The organism is Oerskovia sp. NPDC060338 (assembly GCF_042726295.1).
Lineage (GTDB): Bacteria > Actinomycetota > Actinomycetes > Actinomycetales > Cellulomonadaceae > Oerskovia > Oerskovia merdavium.
In genome coordinates, this window is sequence record NZ_JBHXCQ010000006.1 from 146,459 (window position 1) to 161,824 (window position 15,366).

14 protein-coding genes are annotated in these 15,366 nt (G+C 73.4%); 3 read left to right on the forward strand and 11 right to left on the reverse strand.

All coding sequences use genetic code 11. From position 1 onward, the window contains the following. Window position 1: 1 nt before the first annotated feature. From ACFWGN_RS09410 to ACFWGN_RS09425, 4 genes are all read right to left on the reverse strand, one after another. Window positions 2-2,230: a polyribonucleotide nucleotidyltransferase gene (locus ACFWGN_RS09410; RefSeq protein WP_068627427.1), complete on the reverse strand. Its 2,229-nt coding sequence runs from the start codon at window positions 2,228-2,230 to the stop codon at window positions 2-4. Window positions 2,231-2,453: 223 nt separating this feature from the next. Then, a complete protein-coding gene (gene rpsO, locus ACFWGN_RS09415; RefSeq protein WP_056648736.1) occupies window positions 2,454-2,723 on the reverse strand; it encodes a 30S ribosomal protein S15 in 270 nt (89 codons plus the stop codon). Between the two features lie 134 nt (window positions 2,724-2,857). Beyond that, window positions 2,858-3,487, reverse strand: coding sequence for a LuxR C-terminal-related transcriptional regulator (locus ACFWGN_RS09420; protein WP_191803899.1), 630 nt, complete (start codon window positions 3,485-3,487; stop codon window positions 2,858-2,860). Further along, the gene (locus ACFWGN_RS09425; protein ID WP_377616628.1) at window positions 3,487-4,860 is read right to left on the reverse strand and encodes a sensor histidine kinase; all 1,374 of its coding nucleotides are present in this window, start codon (window positions 4,858-4,860) and stop codon (window positions 3,487-3,489) included. The genes ACFWGN_RS09420 and ACFWGN_RS09425 overlap by 1 nt, the downstream gene beginning before the upstream one ends. Before the next feature lie 174 nt (window positions 4,861-5,034). Here ACFWGN_RS09425 and ACFWGN_RS09430 point away from each other — a divergent pair, with 174 nt between their 5' ends. Continuing rightward, the gene (locus ACFWGN_RS09430) at window positions 5,035-6,144 is read left to right on the forward strand and encodes an ABC transporter permease (protein ID WP_377616629.1); all 1,110 of its coding nucleotides are present in this window, start codon (window positions 5,035-5,037) and stop codon (window positions 6,142-6,144) included. An 83-nt stretch (window positions 6,145-6,227) separates the two neighbouring features. After that, the gene (locus ACFWGN_RS09435) at window positions 6,228-6,938 is read left to right on the forward strand and encodes an ABC transporter ATP-binding protein (protein ID WP_377616630.1); all 711 of its coding nucleotides are present in this window, start codon (window positions 6,228-6,230) and stop codon (window positions 6,936-6,938) included. A 58-nt stretch (window positions 6,939-6,996) separates the two neighbouring features. Here ACFWGN_RS09435 and ACFWGN_RS09440 read toward each other — a convergent pair whose 3' ends face one another. The 7 genes from ACFWGN_RS09440 to ACFWGN_RS09470 form a co-directional block, all read right to left on the reverse strand. Further along, window positions 6,997-7,572: a hypothetical protein gene (locus ACFWGN_RS09440; protein ID WP_377616631.1), complete on the reverse strand. Its 576-nt coding sequence runs from the start codon at window positions 7,570-7,572 to the stop codon at window positions 6,997-6,999. 132 nt (window positions 7,573-7,704) lie between these two features. Further along, window positions 7,705-8,229, reverse strand: a complete 525-nt coding sequence (locus ACFWGN_RS09445) for a flavodoxin family protein (protein ID WP_377616632.1) — start codon at window positions 8,227-8,229, stop codon at window positions 7,705-7,707. A gap of 102 nt (window positions 8,230-8,331) precedes the next feature. Further along, window positions 8,332-10,035 (reverse strand): DUF6297 family protein, encoded by a 1,704-nt coding sequence (locus ACFWGN_RS09450; protein WP_377616633.1) that lies wholly within the window; start codon window positions 10,033-10,035, stop codon window positions 8,332-8,334. A gap of 10 nt (window positions 10,036-10,045) precedes the next feature. Beyond that, complete coding sequence (locus ACFWGN_RS09455; RefSeq protein WP_377616634.1) at window positions 10,046-10,741, reverse strand: ATP-binding cassette domain-containing protein; 696 nt, start codon at window positions 10,739-10,741, stop codon at window positions 10,046-10,048. Between the two features lie 2 nt (window positions 10,742-10,743). Then, window positions 10,744-11,856: a bifunctional riboflavin kinase/FAD synthetase gene (locus tag ACFWGN_RS09460; protein ID WP_377616635.1), complete on the reverse strand. Its 1,113-nt coding sequence runs from the start codon at window positions 11,854-11,856 to the stop codon at window positions 10,744-10,746. A gap of 149 nt (window positions 11,857-12,005) precedes the next feature. Continuing rightward, the gene (truB, locus tag ACFWGN_RS09465) at window positions 12,006-12,968 is read right to left on the reverse strand and encodes a tRNA pseudouridine(55) synthase TruB (protein ID WP_377616636.1); all 963 of its coding nucleotides are present in this window, start codon (window positions 12,966-12,968) and stop codon (window positions 12,006-12,008) included. 49 nt (window positions 12,969-13,017) lie between these two features. Then, a complete protein-coding gene (locus ACFWGN_RS09470; RefSeq protein WP_225220357.1) occupies window positions 13,018-13,725 on the reverse strand; it encodes a TetR/AcrR family transcriptional regulator in 708 nt (235 codons plus the stop codon). Window positions 13,726-13,802: 77 nt separating this feature from the next. Between ACFWGN_RS09470 and ACFWGN_RS09475 the strand changes: the two genes are divergently transcribed. Then, window positions 13,803-15,293, forward strand: coding sequence for an MFS transporter (locus tag ACFWGN_RS09475; RefSeq protein ID WP_377616637.1), 1,491 nt, complete (start codon window positions 13,803-13,805; stop codon window positions 15,291-15,293). Window positions 15,294-15,366: the final 73 nt, after the last annotated feature.

Here is a 15,366-nt window from a genome sequence, read left to right on the forward strand (position 1 = left end):
GTCAGGCGTCGTCCCCGGCCGGTGCCTCGGCGTCGGCGGGCGCGTCGGTCTCCTCGACGACCGCGTGCAGCGACAGCTTGCCGCGCGGGTCGATCTCGCCGATCTCGACCTGGACCTTCTGGCCGATGGACAGCACGTCCTCGACGTTCTCCACGCGCTTGCCACCGACGAGCTTGCGGATCTGGCTGATGTGCAGCAGACCGTCCTTGCCCGGGGACAGCGAGATGAAGGCGCCGAACGACGTGGTCTTGACGACCGTGCCGACGAAGCGCTCGCCGATCTCGGGGACGTGCGGGTTGGCGATCGCGTTGATCGCCGCGCGGGCGGCCTCTGCGGAGGGGCCGTCGGTGGCACCGATGTACACGGTGCCGTCGTCCTCGATGGAGATGTCCGCGCCCGTCTCCTCCTGGATCTGGTTGATCATCTTGCCCTTCGGGCCGATGACCTCGCCGATCTTGTCCACGGGGACCTTGACCGCGATGACGCGAGGAGCGTTGGGGCTCATCTCGTCGGGCACGTCGATGGCCTCGTTGAGGACCTCGAGGATGGTCAGGCGAGCGTCGCGGGCCTGGGTCAGCGCGCCGGCCAGGACCGAGGCGGGGATGCCGTCGAGCTTGGTGTCGAGCTGGATGGCCGTGATGAACTCACGCGTACCGGCGACCTTGAAGTCCATGTCGCCGAACGCGTCCTCGGCGCCGAGGATGTCGGTGAGCGCCGCGTAGCGGGTCTCACCGTCCACGGTGTCGGAGACGAGGCCCATCGCGATGCCCGCGACCGCTGCGCGCAGCGGCACACCGGCGTTGAGGAGCGAGAGCGTCGAGGCGCACACGGAGCCCATCGAGGTCGAGCCGTTGGACCCGAGGGCCTCGGAGACCTGGCGGATCGCGTAGGGGAACTCCTCGCGGCTCGGGAGCACCGGGACGATCGCGCGCTCGGCGAGTGCGCCGTGCCCGATCTCGCGACGCTTCGGGCTGCCCACGCGGCCGGTCTCGCCGGTCGAGTAGGGCGGGAAGTTGTAGTTGTGCATGTAGCGCTTGCGCGTCTCCGGGGAGAGCGTGTCGAGCTGCTGCTCCATGCGGAGCATGTTCAGCGTGGTGACACCCAGGATCTGGGTCTCGCCGCGCTCGAAGATCGCCGAGCCGTGGACGCGGGGCAGGACCTCGACCTCGGCGGACAGGGTGCGGATGTCCGCGAGCCCACGGCCGTCGATGCGGAAGCCGTCCGTGAGGATGCGCGCGCGGATGAGCTTCTTCTGCACCGCGCGGTACGCGGCGGAGATCTCCTTCTCGCGGCCCGCGAAGTCACCGGCGAGCTCGGCCTGGACCTCGGCCTTGATCTCGTCGAGACGGTTCTCGCGGTCCTGCTTGTCCGCGATGCTCAGGGCCTCGCCCAGGCGGGCCGACGCGGCGGCCTCGACCGCGGCGTAGGTGTCGTCCTGGTAGTCCGGGAACGTCGGGAAGTCCTGCACGGGCTTGGCGGCCTTGGCCGCGAGCTCCTGCTGCGCCTCGACGAGCACGCGGATGAAGGGCTTGGCGGCCTCGAGGCCCTCGGCGACGACCTCTTCGGTCGGGGCGCCGACGCCCTCGTTCTTGATGAGGTTCCAGGAACCCTCGGTGGCCTCTGCCTCGACCATGGTGATCGCGACGTCGTCACCCACGACACGCCCCGCCACGACCATGTCGAAGACGGCGCGCTCCTTGTCGGAGTACTTGGGGAACGCGACCCACTGGCCGTCGATGAGGGCGACGCGGACGGCGCCGATCGGGCCGGAGAACGGCAGGCCGGACAGCTGCGTCGAGATCGACGCGGCGTTGATGGCCAGGGTGTCGTACGCGTCGTCCGGGTGGATCGCGAGCACGGTGATGACGACCTGGACCTCGTTGCGCAGGCCCTTGACGAACAGGGGGCGCAGCGGGCGGTCGATCAGGCGGCAGGCCAGGATCGCCTCGGTCGAGGGGCGACCCTCACGACGGAAGAACGAACCGGGGATCTTGCCGGCGGCGTACTGCCGCTCCTCGACGTCCACCGTCAGGGGGAAGAAGTCGAACTGGTCCTTGGGGTGCTTGCCGGCCGTCGTGGTCGACAGCAGCATGGTCTCGCCGTCCAGGTAGGCGGCTGCGGAGCCACCGGCCTGACGCGCGAGGCGTCCGGTCTCGAACCGGACGGTACGGGTTCCGAAGCGACCGTTGTCGATCGTTGCTTCGGTGAATTCGATCTCGGGACCCTCCACGGGTGCCCTCCTCACTCTCGAAGTGCCGCCTTCGGTGCCTGTCGAGGGTGCATCCACTCGACGCTCGGCGGTCTTCGATCGAGGCTCACGGTCTTCCCGCTCGAGGCGGGTTCCGGGGGCCACTACCGAGGACCGAACGAAAGGCTGGCGGCGTGGGTTTCTTACGGGTACATCACACCGGACCAGCCCGGTCCCTGGTGGGACCGGGCTGAGTCAGGGGGTGTCAGCGACGCAGACCGAGGCGCTCGATGAGGCTGCGGTAGCGGTTGATGTCGACCTTCTGCAGGTAGCCGAGGAGACGGCGACGCTGGCCGACGAGGAGAAGCAGGCCACGACGGCTGTGGTGGTCGTGCTTGTGCTCCTTGAGGTGCTCGGTGAGGTCCTTGATGCGCTGCGTCAGCATCGCGACCTGGACCTCGGGCGAACCGGTGTCGCCCTCGCTCGTGGCGAACTCGGTCATGATGCGCTGCTTGGTGGCAGTGTCGAGGGGCACGGCTCTCCTTGTAGTGTTCGTTGCGCGGCGCCTCAGGGCTAGATCCCTGGGCTCTTCGGCAGGCTGACCAGCCTCCGCGGCCGTTCTGACGGCGCCCATAGTCTAGCAGGGTTGGCTCGGAGACGGTCCCGGGCTCAGTCGCGCAGCAGGCCCTGCCGTCGCGCCTCGGCCACGGCGGCCGTGCGCGAGTCGACGCCCAGCTTCTCGTACACGTGCACCAGGTGCGACTTGACGGTCGCCTTCGACAGGAAGAGCTCGCGCGCGACCTCGTCGTTGGACAGCCCCTGGGCCACGAGCCCGAGCACCTCGAGCTCGCGCAGAGAGAGCGAGACCCCGGGGGCCCGCATGCGCCCGAGGAGGCGCCGCTGGACGCTGGGCCCGAGCGCGACCTGCCCGGCCGCGGCCGCGCGGATCGCGGCAGTCAGCTCGTCGGTCGGGGCGTCCTTGAGCAGGTACCCCGTGGCACCGGCCTCGATCGCGGCGAGGATCTCCTGGTCGGAGTCGTAGGTCGTGAGGATCAGCACGGGCGGACCGCCCAGGCGGACGACCTCGCGCGCGGCCTGCGCGCCGCCCATGCGACCGTCGCCGAACCGCAGGTCGAGCAGCACGACGTCGGCCTCGAGCCCCGCTCTCACGCGGCGCACGAGCTCCTCGGCCGTGGCGAGCTCGTCGACGACCTCCATGTCTCCCTCGGCGTCGACGACGGCCCGCAGGCCCGCGCGGACCACGGGATGGTCGTCGGTCAGCACGACGCGGACGGTCATCAGTCCTCCTGGGGGTCGAGCGGCAGGTGGACCGCGAGCGCAGTCCCGTCGCCGGGCGAGGACTCGAGCGAGAAGGTCCCGCCGAGCTCGGCGACGCGCGAACGCATCGCCGTCAGGCCGAAGCCCGAGCGGGGCGCGCGGGCGTCGCCGGCCCCCGCACCGGGTTCCCCGTCCTCCTGCCCGACGACGGAGCGCATCTCCCGTGACGGGCCCGGCACCGCGCCGGCCCGACCGGCAACCACCTGCCGCGGGTCGAACCCTCGGCCGTCGTCGACCACGTCGAGCGCCACGGCGTCACCGAGGAAGCTGAGGGTGACCGCGGCCCGCGACGCCCCCGCGTGCTGCACGACGTTCGCGAGCGCCGACTGGGCGATGCGCAGCAGCGCGGTCTCGACGGGCACGGGCAGCGGACGAGCCTGCCCCGAGGCCTCGACCGTGACGGTCAGCCCTCCCCCGGCGGCGAGCGCCGTGCGGTCGGCGACCCGTTCGAGCGCGCCCACGAGGGTCGCGGACTCGAGGTCGGCCGGTGCCAGGTCGCGCACGAAGCGTCTCGCCTCGGCCAGGTTCTGCTGCGCGGCGAGCCGCGACTGGGTGACGTAGCCGCGGGCGGCGCGTGCCGCCGTCGGGCCGGGGGCGCCCGGGGCGAACGCCCCCGGTGCCACGACCTCCTCGAGCGAGGCGTCCGCGGCGCGCAGCAGCAGCTCGATCGACGAGAAGCCCTGCGCGAGCGTGTCGTGGATCTCGCGCGCGAGGCGTTCGCGCTCGGTCGCGACCGCGGCCTCGCGCTCGGACGCGGCGAGGTCCGCGCGCGTGCGGACCAGGTCGTCGATGAGCTCCTGGCGCCCCTGCGACTCGCGCACGATCGTCTCGAAGCCGAGCACGACGGCGATCGCGACGAGGCCGCCGAACGTCGGGCCGAGGATCGAGCCCACGAGCTGCTGCCCGCCCAGGATCGCGCCGCCGATCGCGCACGCGGTCGTCGCGGCCACGGCCAGGATCCCGCGGCGCGGACCGAGCACGTGCATCTCGAGGAACATCAGGGGGAACGCGATCCACAGCGCGACCGGGGTCAGGAGCAGCAGGAGCGCCCACCCCACGATCAGCGCGGCGACCCAGGCGCCCGTGGGCCACCAGGCGCCGCGCGGGGCGTCGACCGCGGTGTCCCGCACGTTGATCCGCGAGCGCCCCACGCCGTAGACGGCCAGGAGCGCCAGGCCGCACGCGAGCGCGCCCCACGCCCCGGCGTCCAGCCCCCCGGCGCTCAGGGCCTCGGCCCAGCGCGAGCCGACCGCGAGCCCCACGAGGGCCACGAGGAGCACGTCGAGCGCGACCTGGAGCCCGAGGGCTGCGGAGATCACGGCGCGAGGCTTCACATCGCCACCCTAGCCACGCGGCGGGCGCGACGTGCCGCGAGCGATCCATCGAAAGGTTGATCCTCGGCCCCACCCTGCGGCCACCAGAGACCGTCCACGGGCCCGATCCGCGCGGGGCGCTCCGGCGGGAGGCTGGACGCAGATCGATTCCACGCCAACCACCGGAGGCTCTTGATGTTCGTCGCGCTGCGCGACCTGCGCTTCGCCCGGGGACGCTTCGTCCTCATGTCCACCGTCATCGTCCTCATCACGTTCCTCGTCGGGTTCCTCGCGTCGCTGACCGCGGGCCTGGCCCGCGCGAGCACGTCGGGTATCACCGACCTCCCGGTCGACCAGCTCGCGTTCACCGTGACCGGCGACGCCAAGCCGTCGTTCACCGAGTCCCAGGTCGACGCCGCGCAGTGGGACGCGTTCGCCGCGGTCGACGGCGTCGACGCGGCCGAGCCCCTGGGCGTCGCCACGACGCGCGCGTCGGTCACCGCGGGTGCGGACGGCGAGGCCGGGACCACCGCGGCCGTCACCGCGTTCGGCTCGCGCGCAGGCTCGGGCCTCGTGCCCGACGGCGCCGAGGCCGCCCCCGGTACCGTGCTGCTGTCGAGCGGCGCGGCCGACGACCTGGGCGCCCAGGAGGGCGACGAGGTCGCGCTGGGCTCGCTGACCCTGACCGTCGCGGGTGTGCTCGACACCCAGGCCGACTTCTCGCACACGCCCGTCGTCTGGATGGACCTGTCCGACTGGCAGGCCGTCGGCGCCCGCGGCGGCGGAGCGTCGGGTGACGAGGTCGCCACCGTCGTCGCGATCACCGGGGACCCGAGCGACTCCGCGCTCACCGCAGCGGCGGACGAGACCGGCACCGCGACCCTCACACCCATGGGTGCACGCGCCGCGGTCAGCTCGTTCTCGGCCGAGAACATGTCGCTCACCATGATGCAGGGCTTCCTGCTCGCGATCTCGGCCCTCGTCGTGGGGGCGTTCTTCACGGTCTGGACCATCAACCGGGCCGGCGACGTCGCGGTGCTCAAGGCGCTCGGCGCCTCGACCTCCTACCTGCTGCGCGACGCGATCGGCCAGGCGCTCGTCCTGCTCGTGCTCGGCGTCGGCGTCGGGACCGCGCTCGCGGCCGGGGCCGGGGCGCTCGCCGCCCAGGTCATGCCTGTGGTCGTCTCCCCCGCCACGACGCTCCTGCCCGCGCTCATCCTCGTGGTGCTCGGGACCGTCGGCGCCGTCGCGGCGATCATCCGGATCACGCGCATCGACCCGCACGCGGCGCTCGCGGCCCGCTGAGCCCCACCCCCCTCCTGGCCGCTGCGTCGCCCCCACCGGTCGCGGCCCGCGCCCCCATCGCTCTCGCTCCTGAAAGGCACACCATGGACCTCACCCTCGACCACATCACCCTCGTCTACCCCGACGGCGAGTCGACCGTCACCGCGGTCGACGACGTCTCCCTGACCGTCCCCGCCGGGACCACGACCGCGGTGCTCGGTCCGTCGGGCTCCGGAAAGTCGAGCCTGCTCGCCGTGGCCGCGACGCTCACGACCCCGACCGCGGGCCAGGTGCGCATCGGCGACGATGTCGTCAACGCTCCCGCCGGCGGGCCGGCGGCCGGTTCGGCCGTGTCCTCGGACTCCGCGCGGCTGCGCCGCGACCGGATCGGGATCGTGTTCCAGCAGCCGCAGCTCATCGCGTCGCTCACGGCGCTCGAGAACCTCGAGCTCATGAGCCACCTGCGCGGCGAGCGGCCCTCGACGCACCGGGACCGGGCGCTCGAGCTGCTCGACGCCGTCGGGCTCCGCGACGTCGCCGCCAAGCGGCCCGGGCAGCTCTCGGGCGGTCAGCGTCAGCGCGTCGCCATCGCGCGCGCCCTCATGAACCACCCCGAGGTCCTGCTGGTCGACGAGCCCACGTCGGCGCTCGACCACGCGCGCGGCGTCCAGATCATCGAGCTCGTCACGCGGCTGACCCGCGAGACCGGCGCAGCGACGATCGTCGTGACCCACGACGAGGCCACGCTCGACACGGTCGACGCGCGCGTGCACCTGGCGGACGGGCGGCTCAGGGACGTGGCGATGGCCGGCTGAGCAGGACGCGAAGAGCAGCGTGCTCGACCTCGGGGGCGTCACGCGGTGATCTGCCAGGTCAGAGCTCTTCGCCGAGCCCGAGCCCGATGCTCGCCCGGTCGGTCCGTTCGTCCCGGGCGCCCTGCGTCGATACCGCGACGCTTCGCGCACCGCAGACGAACATGGTCCACCAGAGCTCCTCGCACGGCACAACCGTCTCCCCCGAGGTGTCGACCCACAAGTGGGCCGTACTGCCGTCACCGGCTGTCACGTCCCACCACGACCACCTTCTCAGGTCCGGATCGAAGCAGTAGATCCACTCCTGCAGGTCCCATCCGGACTGTTCCCGTCGCTCCACGTAGGCCCGTCGCCCGGCAAGGGCTTCCACCGGGACGTCGGTCGACGAGGCACTCCCTTCCGAGAGCCCCTCGAACCACGAGGGAACCCGCGAGACGTCGACCCGGTCCCCCTCGACGCCAGCCTCGATCACCGTCCGTACGGCGGACACCAGGACCTGGCGGAGCCGCTGCGCATAGAGCTCCCTGTCTCCGACGACGTCGATCTCGAAGAGCATCAGGCAGGCGGGACCGGCTTCCGCCGGCCTCGCCGTCATTCGCGCCAGCTCCGCACGCAGTCGCCCCGCCTCGTCCCTCATGGTCGAACGGTACGTCTCGGGGGAAGGTCGAGCCGGGTCGCCCGTCCGGTACGTCGGACGTAGTCGTCGCTCAAACGCTGCGCACGGTCGTCATGGCTCTCGGCTGGACGATCGTCACGACGCACGAGGATCTCAGGTGGTCGATGCCCCCAGCGCGGTCCGACCGAGCTCGCGCCCCCACTCGCGGGCCCGCTCGACCTCCCCAGGGCACAGCGGCCCCTCCATGCCCTCGACGTAGAACGAGTGCGGGGAGTCTGCGGGAGAGAGCCCGCGGCGGCGGGCCACCCGGTCGGCGGCGCGGGCGGCGCTGCCCGGGAGGTGCTTGACGGACTTGACGCGGGTGTCGAACGTCGCGCCGAACCGCCCCGAGGCGTCGTCGGCGAACGCGTCGAGCCACTCGCGGATGCCCCGTTCGACGACCGGGCTGCCCGGCCGTCGACCCGCAGCCTCCTCGCGCGAGGCGAGCCGCGACATGCCGAACGCGTGGGTGGGGCCACCGATGACGATCAGGTCAGCCCCGAGGACGTCGTCTCCCGGCGCCGCCGCCGAGACTTCGACCGTCCGCACGTCCACCTGCTCGGCCAGCCCCTCGGCCACCGCCCGCGCGATCTTTGCGGTGTTCCCGAACATCGACTCGTAGATCACGACTGCTTCCATGGCTTCCGCTCCCGTCGTCAGCACCAGGCTGCTCGCGGAGCACGACCACCGCCAGGACCTTTGGTCCGGGCTGCACGGGTCCTTGGACCCGGTTCGGCCCGGTCAGCCCAGCAGCGGCTTGGCCCCCGTGGCCCGCACGTGCGATGCCACGGCGAACGCGATCCAGACCGTGATCGCCTGGAACACGATGAGCGCCGGCGTGGGCGCGCCCACGAGGAGGCAGATGCCGAGCGGGATCGCGCTCAGCACGGCGGCGTCGGGCCCCTGGGCGATCATCGAGGTCGCGCCGGTCGGCAGCGCACCTGCGGGGGTCGCCATGAGCGGGCCGGACCAGTTCGGCGGCTTGCGGTAGGCGCCGCGGACCGCGGCCGCCCCCATGCCGACTGCGCCCACGGCCACGAGCGCGAACCAGAGCGGCTCACCCGTGGTCAGCACGAGCGGCACCGTCCCGACCACGAGGGCCACGAGCGCCGTGAGCGAAGGAGCGACGGCCCGCGCCAGCCGGGCGTCGCGCGCGGACAGGGGCACCATCGCGTCGAGCGCGGGCACCATCTCGGCCGTGCGCGCGCCCTCGGCGCCGAGCTGCGCGGCCCGGAAGCCCGCGACCACCAGCAGCACGAACAGCCCGAACCCGCCGGTGAACGCGGGCACCTGCTGGGCGACGATCACCAGGGCCGTGAGGCCCACGAGCTGAGCGAGCGCCGACGGGCTGCGCCGCAGGAGCGTGAGGTCGGCCGCGACGAGCGCCGACACCGGCCCCCGGACGAGCCCGAAGCGCGTGGGCCTGCGGACCTTGCCACCGCGCGTCGAGCCCGCCCGGCTCAGGGCGCGCCCCAGCTCGCGGGTGTCGAGCGAGAGGATCGCCCCGCCCGCCTGGTCGGCCACCGCGCTCTGCGCACGCAGCACCTGGGCCCCGAGCACCTCGAGCCGGCGCCACCACACGACCACGAGGGCGAGCGCGCCCAGCCCGATCGCGCCGATCACCCACGCGGGGACCCTGAGTTCTCGCAGGTCGGACCAACCGGCTGCGACGAGCACGACGCCCGCGACCGGGACCGCCGCGAGCACCACGTCGCTCACGCGAGCGACCCTGGCCGCGACGGGCGTCCGGGGCTGGATCAGCCCCGCGAGGCCCACGAGCAGCAGCCCTGCCGCGGCGCCCAGGGCCGCGCTGCGCCCCGCTGCGCCCGGGTCGGCGCCCGAGGCCAGCGCGACGGCCGCGAACCCACCCGCTCCCACGACGAGCGCCACCGCGACGCCGCGCCAGTACGACGGGGTGAGCAGGCCACGCCGGTCGACGGGCAGGGGCACCCACCACCGCACGCCCGCGCTGCCCGTCCCGAGCGGTCCGAGCCGCACAGCCATGCCCGTCATGAGCGCCAGGAGCGCGACCGAGCCCAGCGCCTGGATCGTGGCTGCGGTCAGGACGGCGTCCCGGCCCCCCGCGGGCTCGACGAAGATCGTCTCGCGGAGCACGTTCGCCGCGCCGATCACGAAGCCGATCGAGATGGCGATCGACACCACGACATAGGCGATGTCCCCGAAGAGCTGCCCGGGGCCCGCGTCGGCCCGCGAGGCCGTGACGCGTGCGGTCAGGCGCCGGATCTCCCGACCGGAGAACTCCTCGTCCGGGTCCGCGACGAGCAGCGGCAACGGAGCGCGCTCGATCTCGGGTTCTGGCGCCACCGGCCCGGGCGCCGCTGGGCCACCCGGGGCGGCGGCCACGGCCGCCGCGGCCGCCACGTCGTGGGGTCCCTCCGTCGGGCCGTGCGGGCGCTTCTTGCCTCTGCCCTGCGCCGCGTTCATCGCCCGCTCCTCAACGGACCCGGGCGAGCGCGTCGAGCGCGGCCTGGTGCCCCAGGCGCAGGCACTCGTCGTCGCCGACCAGGAGCCCGCGCGCACCGGTGCGTCCGACCAGCTCGGGGTCGTGCGTCGCGAACACGACCGCGGCCCCGCGCCCGGCCTCCTCGACCAGGATCCGGGCCAGGTCGGCGCGCATGCCCGGGTCGAGGCGCTGCTCGGGCTCGTCGAGCACGAGGACCTCGCGGGGGCGGGCGAACCCGGCCGCGAGCAGGAGGCGTCGTCGCTGCCCCGAGGACAGCTCGGTCGGCATGGCCCCGGACTGCGCCGCGAGGCCGAACCGGTCGAGGAGCTGGTCCACGACCTCGCCCGCGCCCGCCACGCCGTGGCCGCGCGCAGTCAGGACCAGGTGCTCGCGCGCCGTGAGCCCCGGGAAGTAGGCGTCGTCGTCGAGGATGCCGACGACCTTGGCGCGGAAGTCGCGCTCGCGCTCGTCCACGTCCCGCCCGAACGCCAGGACCTTGCCGGACAGGGGCGCGAGCACCCCTAGGAGCGCACGCAGGAGCGTCGACTTGCCGCTGCCGTTGGGCCCGATGATCGCCCATAGCTCGCCCGGGCGGACCGCCAGGTCGACGGGCGCGCACACGGGCGCCTCGGCGTACCCGACGCGCAGGGCACGGGTCTCGAGCACGGGCTGCTTCTTGACCGACACGGCTACTCCCCCGCCCCGGTCGTGGACGCGCCAACGCCGCCCGGTCCACCTCGCCCGCTCGGCTCCGGGGAGGTCCGCGCAGGTGCCCCCGCGCCCGAGGCGAGGATCACGCGGGCTCGCGCGACGTCGTCGTGCATGGTCCTCACGAGCGCGTCGATCCCGTCGAAGCGCAGCGTGGGGCGCAGGTGCTCGACGAACTCCAGGACGACCTCCTCGTCGTACAGGTCGAGGTCGGTGCGGTCCAGGACGTAGGCCTCGACGCGGCGCTCGACGCCGTCGAACGTGGGGTTGGTGCCGATCGAGATGGCTGCGGGCAGCACGCCGTCACAGTTCCCCGGGTCTGCCGCGAGGAGCTGGGGACGACGCAGCCAGCCCGCGTAGACGCCGTCGGCCGGGACCATGCCGCTGATCGCGCCCAGGTTGGCCGTGGGGAACCCGAGCTCGCGCCCGCGCGCGTCGCCGTGGATCACCACGCCGCGCAGGCGGTGGTGACGTCCGAGCAGCGCCGCGGCCTCGCGGACCTTGCCGTCCGTGAGCAGGCCGCGGATCTCGGTCGAGGACCAGCGCCCGCTGGGCGCCGCGTCCGCTGCCGTCGAGGCGGCGTCGCCGGAGGCGCTCGCGGGCCCGGGCTCCCCTCCGACGGTCCCGACGTCGTCGATCGCGCGCACCTCGAAGCCGTGCGTCCGGCCGAGCTCGATCATCGTCGCGAGGTTGCCCGCGTTGTCGCGCCCGAACCGCACGTCGTGCCCGACGACGACCGTGCGCGCGCCCAGGCCGTCGACCAGGTAGGTCCGCACGAACTCCTCAGGGCTCTGCCGTGCGAAGTCGAGCGTGTACTCGACGAGCAGCACGGCGTCGAGCCCCGTGGCCTCGAGGAGCTCCATGCGGTCGGCGATCCCGGTCAGGAGCTCGGGCGCCTGCTCGGGCCGGTGGACCGTCGCGGGGTGCGGGTGGAACGTCACGGCCACGGCCTGGGAGCCGGACTCCCGGGCGAGGGACACGATGCGGCCGAGCACCTCGGCATGGCCGCGGTGGACGCCGTCGAAGTTGCCGATCGTCACGACCGACGGTCCGAATCCCGGCGGAACCTGGTCCAGGTCCGTCCACAGGTGCACGCGTACTCCTCGAGATGTGTGTGAGGCGGGCCTGCTCAGGAAGCCCGACGACGGCGCGCACCCACGGCGCGCCTGGTCAAGGTTGCCACGTCTCGCCCGGGTGTTCCCCATCGAAACGGTGATCGGTCACCCGTCGGACGGGCTCGGGCTCACGCCGGCGCGAACACGATCACGGGCTTGGCCTTTCGCTTGCCCTCGCGCACCACGTTCTCGAGCAGCGCGACGAGGGACCCGTCGTCGCCGATCGCGGCCGTCGTCGACTCGTCGGGCGACGGGTCGACCCACTTGCCGTAGGACAGGGCGTCTCGCTCCTGGGGCGTCAGGTCGCGCACCGGGAACGTGGCGCGGGCGGCCTCGGCGAGCGGGAGCGTCACGAGCACGCCGTCGCGCTCGACCTGAGCCTCGAGCTCGGAGAGCGTCGAGGCCCCGTCGATCGCGTAGCCGCCCACGCGCGTGCGGCGCAGGGCCGTGAGATGTCCCCCGACGCCGAGGTCCGCACCCAGGTCGCGGGCGAGGGCACGGATGTACGTTCCCGACGAGCACACGACCGTGACGTCCACGTCGAGCGCAGGAAGGTCGCCCGGCTCCGCGGCCGGGACCGGCCGGACCTCGTGGACGTCGAAGCGCGAGATCGTCACGGGCCGCGCCTTGAGCTCGACCTGTTCGCCCGAGCGGACGAGCGCGTACGCGCGCTGCCCGTCGACCTTGATCGCGGACACCGAGCTCGGTACCTGCTCGATGGGTCCGGTCAGCAGCGCGACCCCCGCGTCGATCGCCTCGCGCGTCACAGCCGAGGCGTCCGCGCGCGAGGTGGTCTCGCCCTCGGCGTCGTCCGTGGTCGTGGCCGCGCCCAGCCGGATGGTCGCGGTGTACTCCTTGTCCGCGCCCACCACGTAGGTCAACAGCTTGGTGGCGCGCCCGATCCCCAGGACCAGGACGCCCGTGGCCATGGGGTCGAGCGTGCCCGCGTGCCCCACCTTGCGCGTCCCGGCGAGACGACGCAGGCGCGCCACCACGTCGTGGCTCGTGAGCCCCTGGGGCTTGTCGACGATCACGAGACCGTCGGGGGCGGTGGGGCGGCGCTCGCGCACCGGCTTCTGGTCGTGCGTCATCGGGAGGGGTCCTCGGTGCTCGGGAACGGGGTGGTGGGGAGGCGGGGGCTCAGCGCCCGGAGGCGGCGGGGCGGGACTCGGCGGGGTCGGGGTCTCCGGCGTGGGGTCCGCCCGGCTCTCCCGACCCTCGCTCGCCGGTCCGCCGGGCGGCCGGGTCGACCGCGGGGAGCGCGTCGCCGAACGCGCACCGCACGAGCTCGCCCAGACGCGGGTCCGCGCCGAAGTGCTCGGGGGCGCCGATCGCGAGCAGCGTGTTGAGCAGCATGCCCTGGGCGAGGAAGTCTCGCGCCTGGTCGAGCGTGCCCCCCGTGCGGTCCACGTAGACCTCGAAGACCTCGACGAAGAACTCGCGTGACCGCGCCCCGAACACGGGGTCCGCGCCGGCCGCGAAGCCGTGCATCATGACGAGCAGGAGGTTGCGGTCGGCGAGCAGCCGGACGTAGGTCGCGGCGAGCTCGTCCCCGGCCGCGGGCCCCGCGGGCACCGCGGAGAACGCGGCCACGATGCGGCGGCCGATCCGGTCGAAGACCTCGGCGAACAGCTCGTGCTTGGTGCCGAACATCCGCACGACGTAGGGCTGGGACACGCCCGCGGCCCGGGCGACCTGGTCGGTGCTCGTCCCGGCGTAGCCGCCCGCGGCGAAGACCGCCGTCGCGGCGTCGAGGATCTGCTCGCGGCGCTCGTCGCGTGACATGCGCCGCGTCGAGGCCTCGGGCTCGGCGACCTGGGCCCGTGCGGAACTCGGTGCGCTCTCCATGTTGACAAGGTTATCAGTTGATTACTAGCGTCGGAATCCTAGTAATCATCCGATGCTTACCTTTTCGAGGAGTCCTCATGTCCACGACCGCCGCCCCCGACCGACCGCCCACGCTCGCGACCGACGACGCCCTCCCCGCGGACCTCACCACCGCGATCGACGATGCACGCACCCCCGGTGCGCGGCGCCGTCGGCCTCTCGCGCTGGTCCTGGTCGCAGCCTCGCTGCCCATGTTCATGGCCACGCTCGACAACCTCGTGGTCACCGGCGCCCTGCCCGTGATCGCCCGCGCGCTGCGGCCGAGCGTCGAACAGCTCCAGTGGTTCGTCAACGCCTACACGCTCGCTTTCGCGACGCTCATGCTCGTGGCCGCCTCGCTCGGAGACCGGTTCGGCCGCCGCCGGGTGTTCGTCGTCGGGATCGCCGTGTTCACGCTCGCGTCGGTCGCGTGCGCGCTCGCCGACACCCCGTCCGCGCTCATCGCGGCCCGTGCCGTGCAGGGCGCGGGCGCCGCCGCGATCATGCCGCTGTCGCTCGCGCTGATCGCCGACGCCGTGCCGCGCGCGCGTCGAGCGCTCGCGATCGGGATCTGGGGCGGCGTCTCGGGCCTGGGCGTCGCGCTCGGGCCGCTCGTGGGCGGCGCGGTCGTCGAGGGCATGAGCTGGGAGGCCATCTTCTGGATCAACGTGCCCGTCGCTCTCGTCGCGGTCCCGCTCGTGCTCGTCGCGCTGCGCGAGTCGTTCGGGCGCCGCGGTCCGATCGACCTCGTGGGCCTCGCGCTCGCCGGGACCGGGGTCTTCGCGGGGGTCTGGGGCATCATCCGTGGCAACGAGGACGGGTGGACCTCTGCGGTCGTGCTCTCGCTGCTCGCCGGTTCGGTCCTGCTGCTCGCGGCCTTCGTCGCGTGGGAGCAGCGAGTGGCCCGCCGGGGCGGCTCGCCGCTGGTCCCGCTGCGGCTGTTCCGCTCGCGCAGCTTCGCGGTCGCGAACGTGTCCGGCTTCGCGTTCTCGCTCGGCATGTTCGGCGCCGTGTTCCTGCTCATCCAGTACTTCCAGATCGCCGAGGGCCTCTCCCCGCTCGAGGCAGGGATCCGCACGCTCCCGTGGACTGCGGCCCCCATGCTCGTCGCGCCGCTCGCGGGCATGCTCGCGCCCCGCCTCGGGATCCGGACTCTCCTCGTGACCGGGCTGACCCTCCAGACGCTCGCTCTCGCCTGGCTCGCGGTCGTCTCGTCGGGCGCGACGTACGCGCAGCTCGTCCCGGCGTTCGTGCTCGCGGGGATCGGCATGGGTCTGACGTTCGCACCGAGCGCGACGGCCGTCCTGGTCGACATGGACGAGTCCGACAACGCGACCGCGAGCTCGACCAACTCGACGCTCCGAGAGGTGGGTGTCGCGCTGGGCGTCGCGGTCCTCGTGGCGGTCTTCCAGGCCGCCGGCGGGGCGCTGACCCCGGAGCTGTTCACGGAGGGCCTGCCCGCGGCGCTCTGGGTGGGTGCCGCGAGCGTGGGGGTGGGCGCGGTCGCCGCGACGTTCCTGCCGCGCCGCTCCGCCCGCCCGACGGCGTAGGTCGCCCGCTCGGGCGGGTCCGGTGGGATGCCGGTCCGGTGAGACACGGGGTGCGTGGGGCGCCGACACGGGC

What these genes read in the sequence shown, in the direction of transcription:
- ACFWGN_RS09450 (WP_377616633.1), bottom strand. Translation starts at nt 10,035, where the DNA reads ATGAACGCGGCGCAGGGCAGAGGCAAGAAGCGCCCGCACGGCCCGACG.
- ACFWGN_RS09420 (WP_191803899.1), bottom strand. Translation starts at nt 3,487, where the DNA reads ATGACCGTCCGCGTCGTGCTGACCGACGACCATCCCGTGGTCCGCGCG.
- ACFWGN_RS09435 (WP_377616630.1), top strand. Translation starts at nt 6,228, where the DNA reads ATGGACCTCACCCTCGACCACATCACCCTCGTCTACCCCGACGGCGAG.
- ACFWGN_RS09470 (WP_225220357.1), bottom strand. Translation starts at nt 13,725, where the DNA reads ATGGAGAGCGCACCGAGTTCCGCACGGGCCCAGGTCGCCGAGCCCGAG.
- ACFWGN_RS09430 (WP_377616629.1), top strand. Translation starts at nt 5,035, where the DNA reads ATGTTCGTCGCGCTGCGCGACCTGCGCTTCGCCCGGGGACGCTTCGTC.
- ACFWGN_RS09440 (WP_377616631.1), bottom strand. Translation starts at nt 7,572, where the DNA reads ATGAGGGACGAGGCGGGGCGACTGCGTGCGGAGCTGGCGCGAATGACG.
- truB (WP_377616636.1), bottom strand. Translation starts at nt 12,968, where the DNA reads ATGACGCACGACCAGAAGCCGGTGCGCGAGCGCCGCCCCACCGCCCCC.
- ACFWGN_RS09475 (WP_377616637.1), top strand. Translation starts at nt 13,803, where the DNA reads ATGTCCACGACCGCCGCCCCCGACCGACCGCCCACGCTCGCGACCGAC.
- ACFWGN_RS09445 (WP_377616632.1), bottom strand. Translation starts at nt 8,229, where the DNA reads ATGGAAGCAGTCGTGATCTACGAGTCGATGTTCGGGAACACCGCAAAG.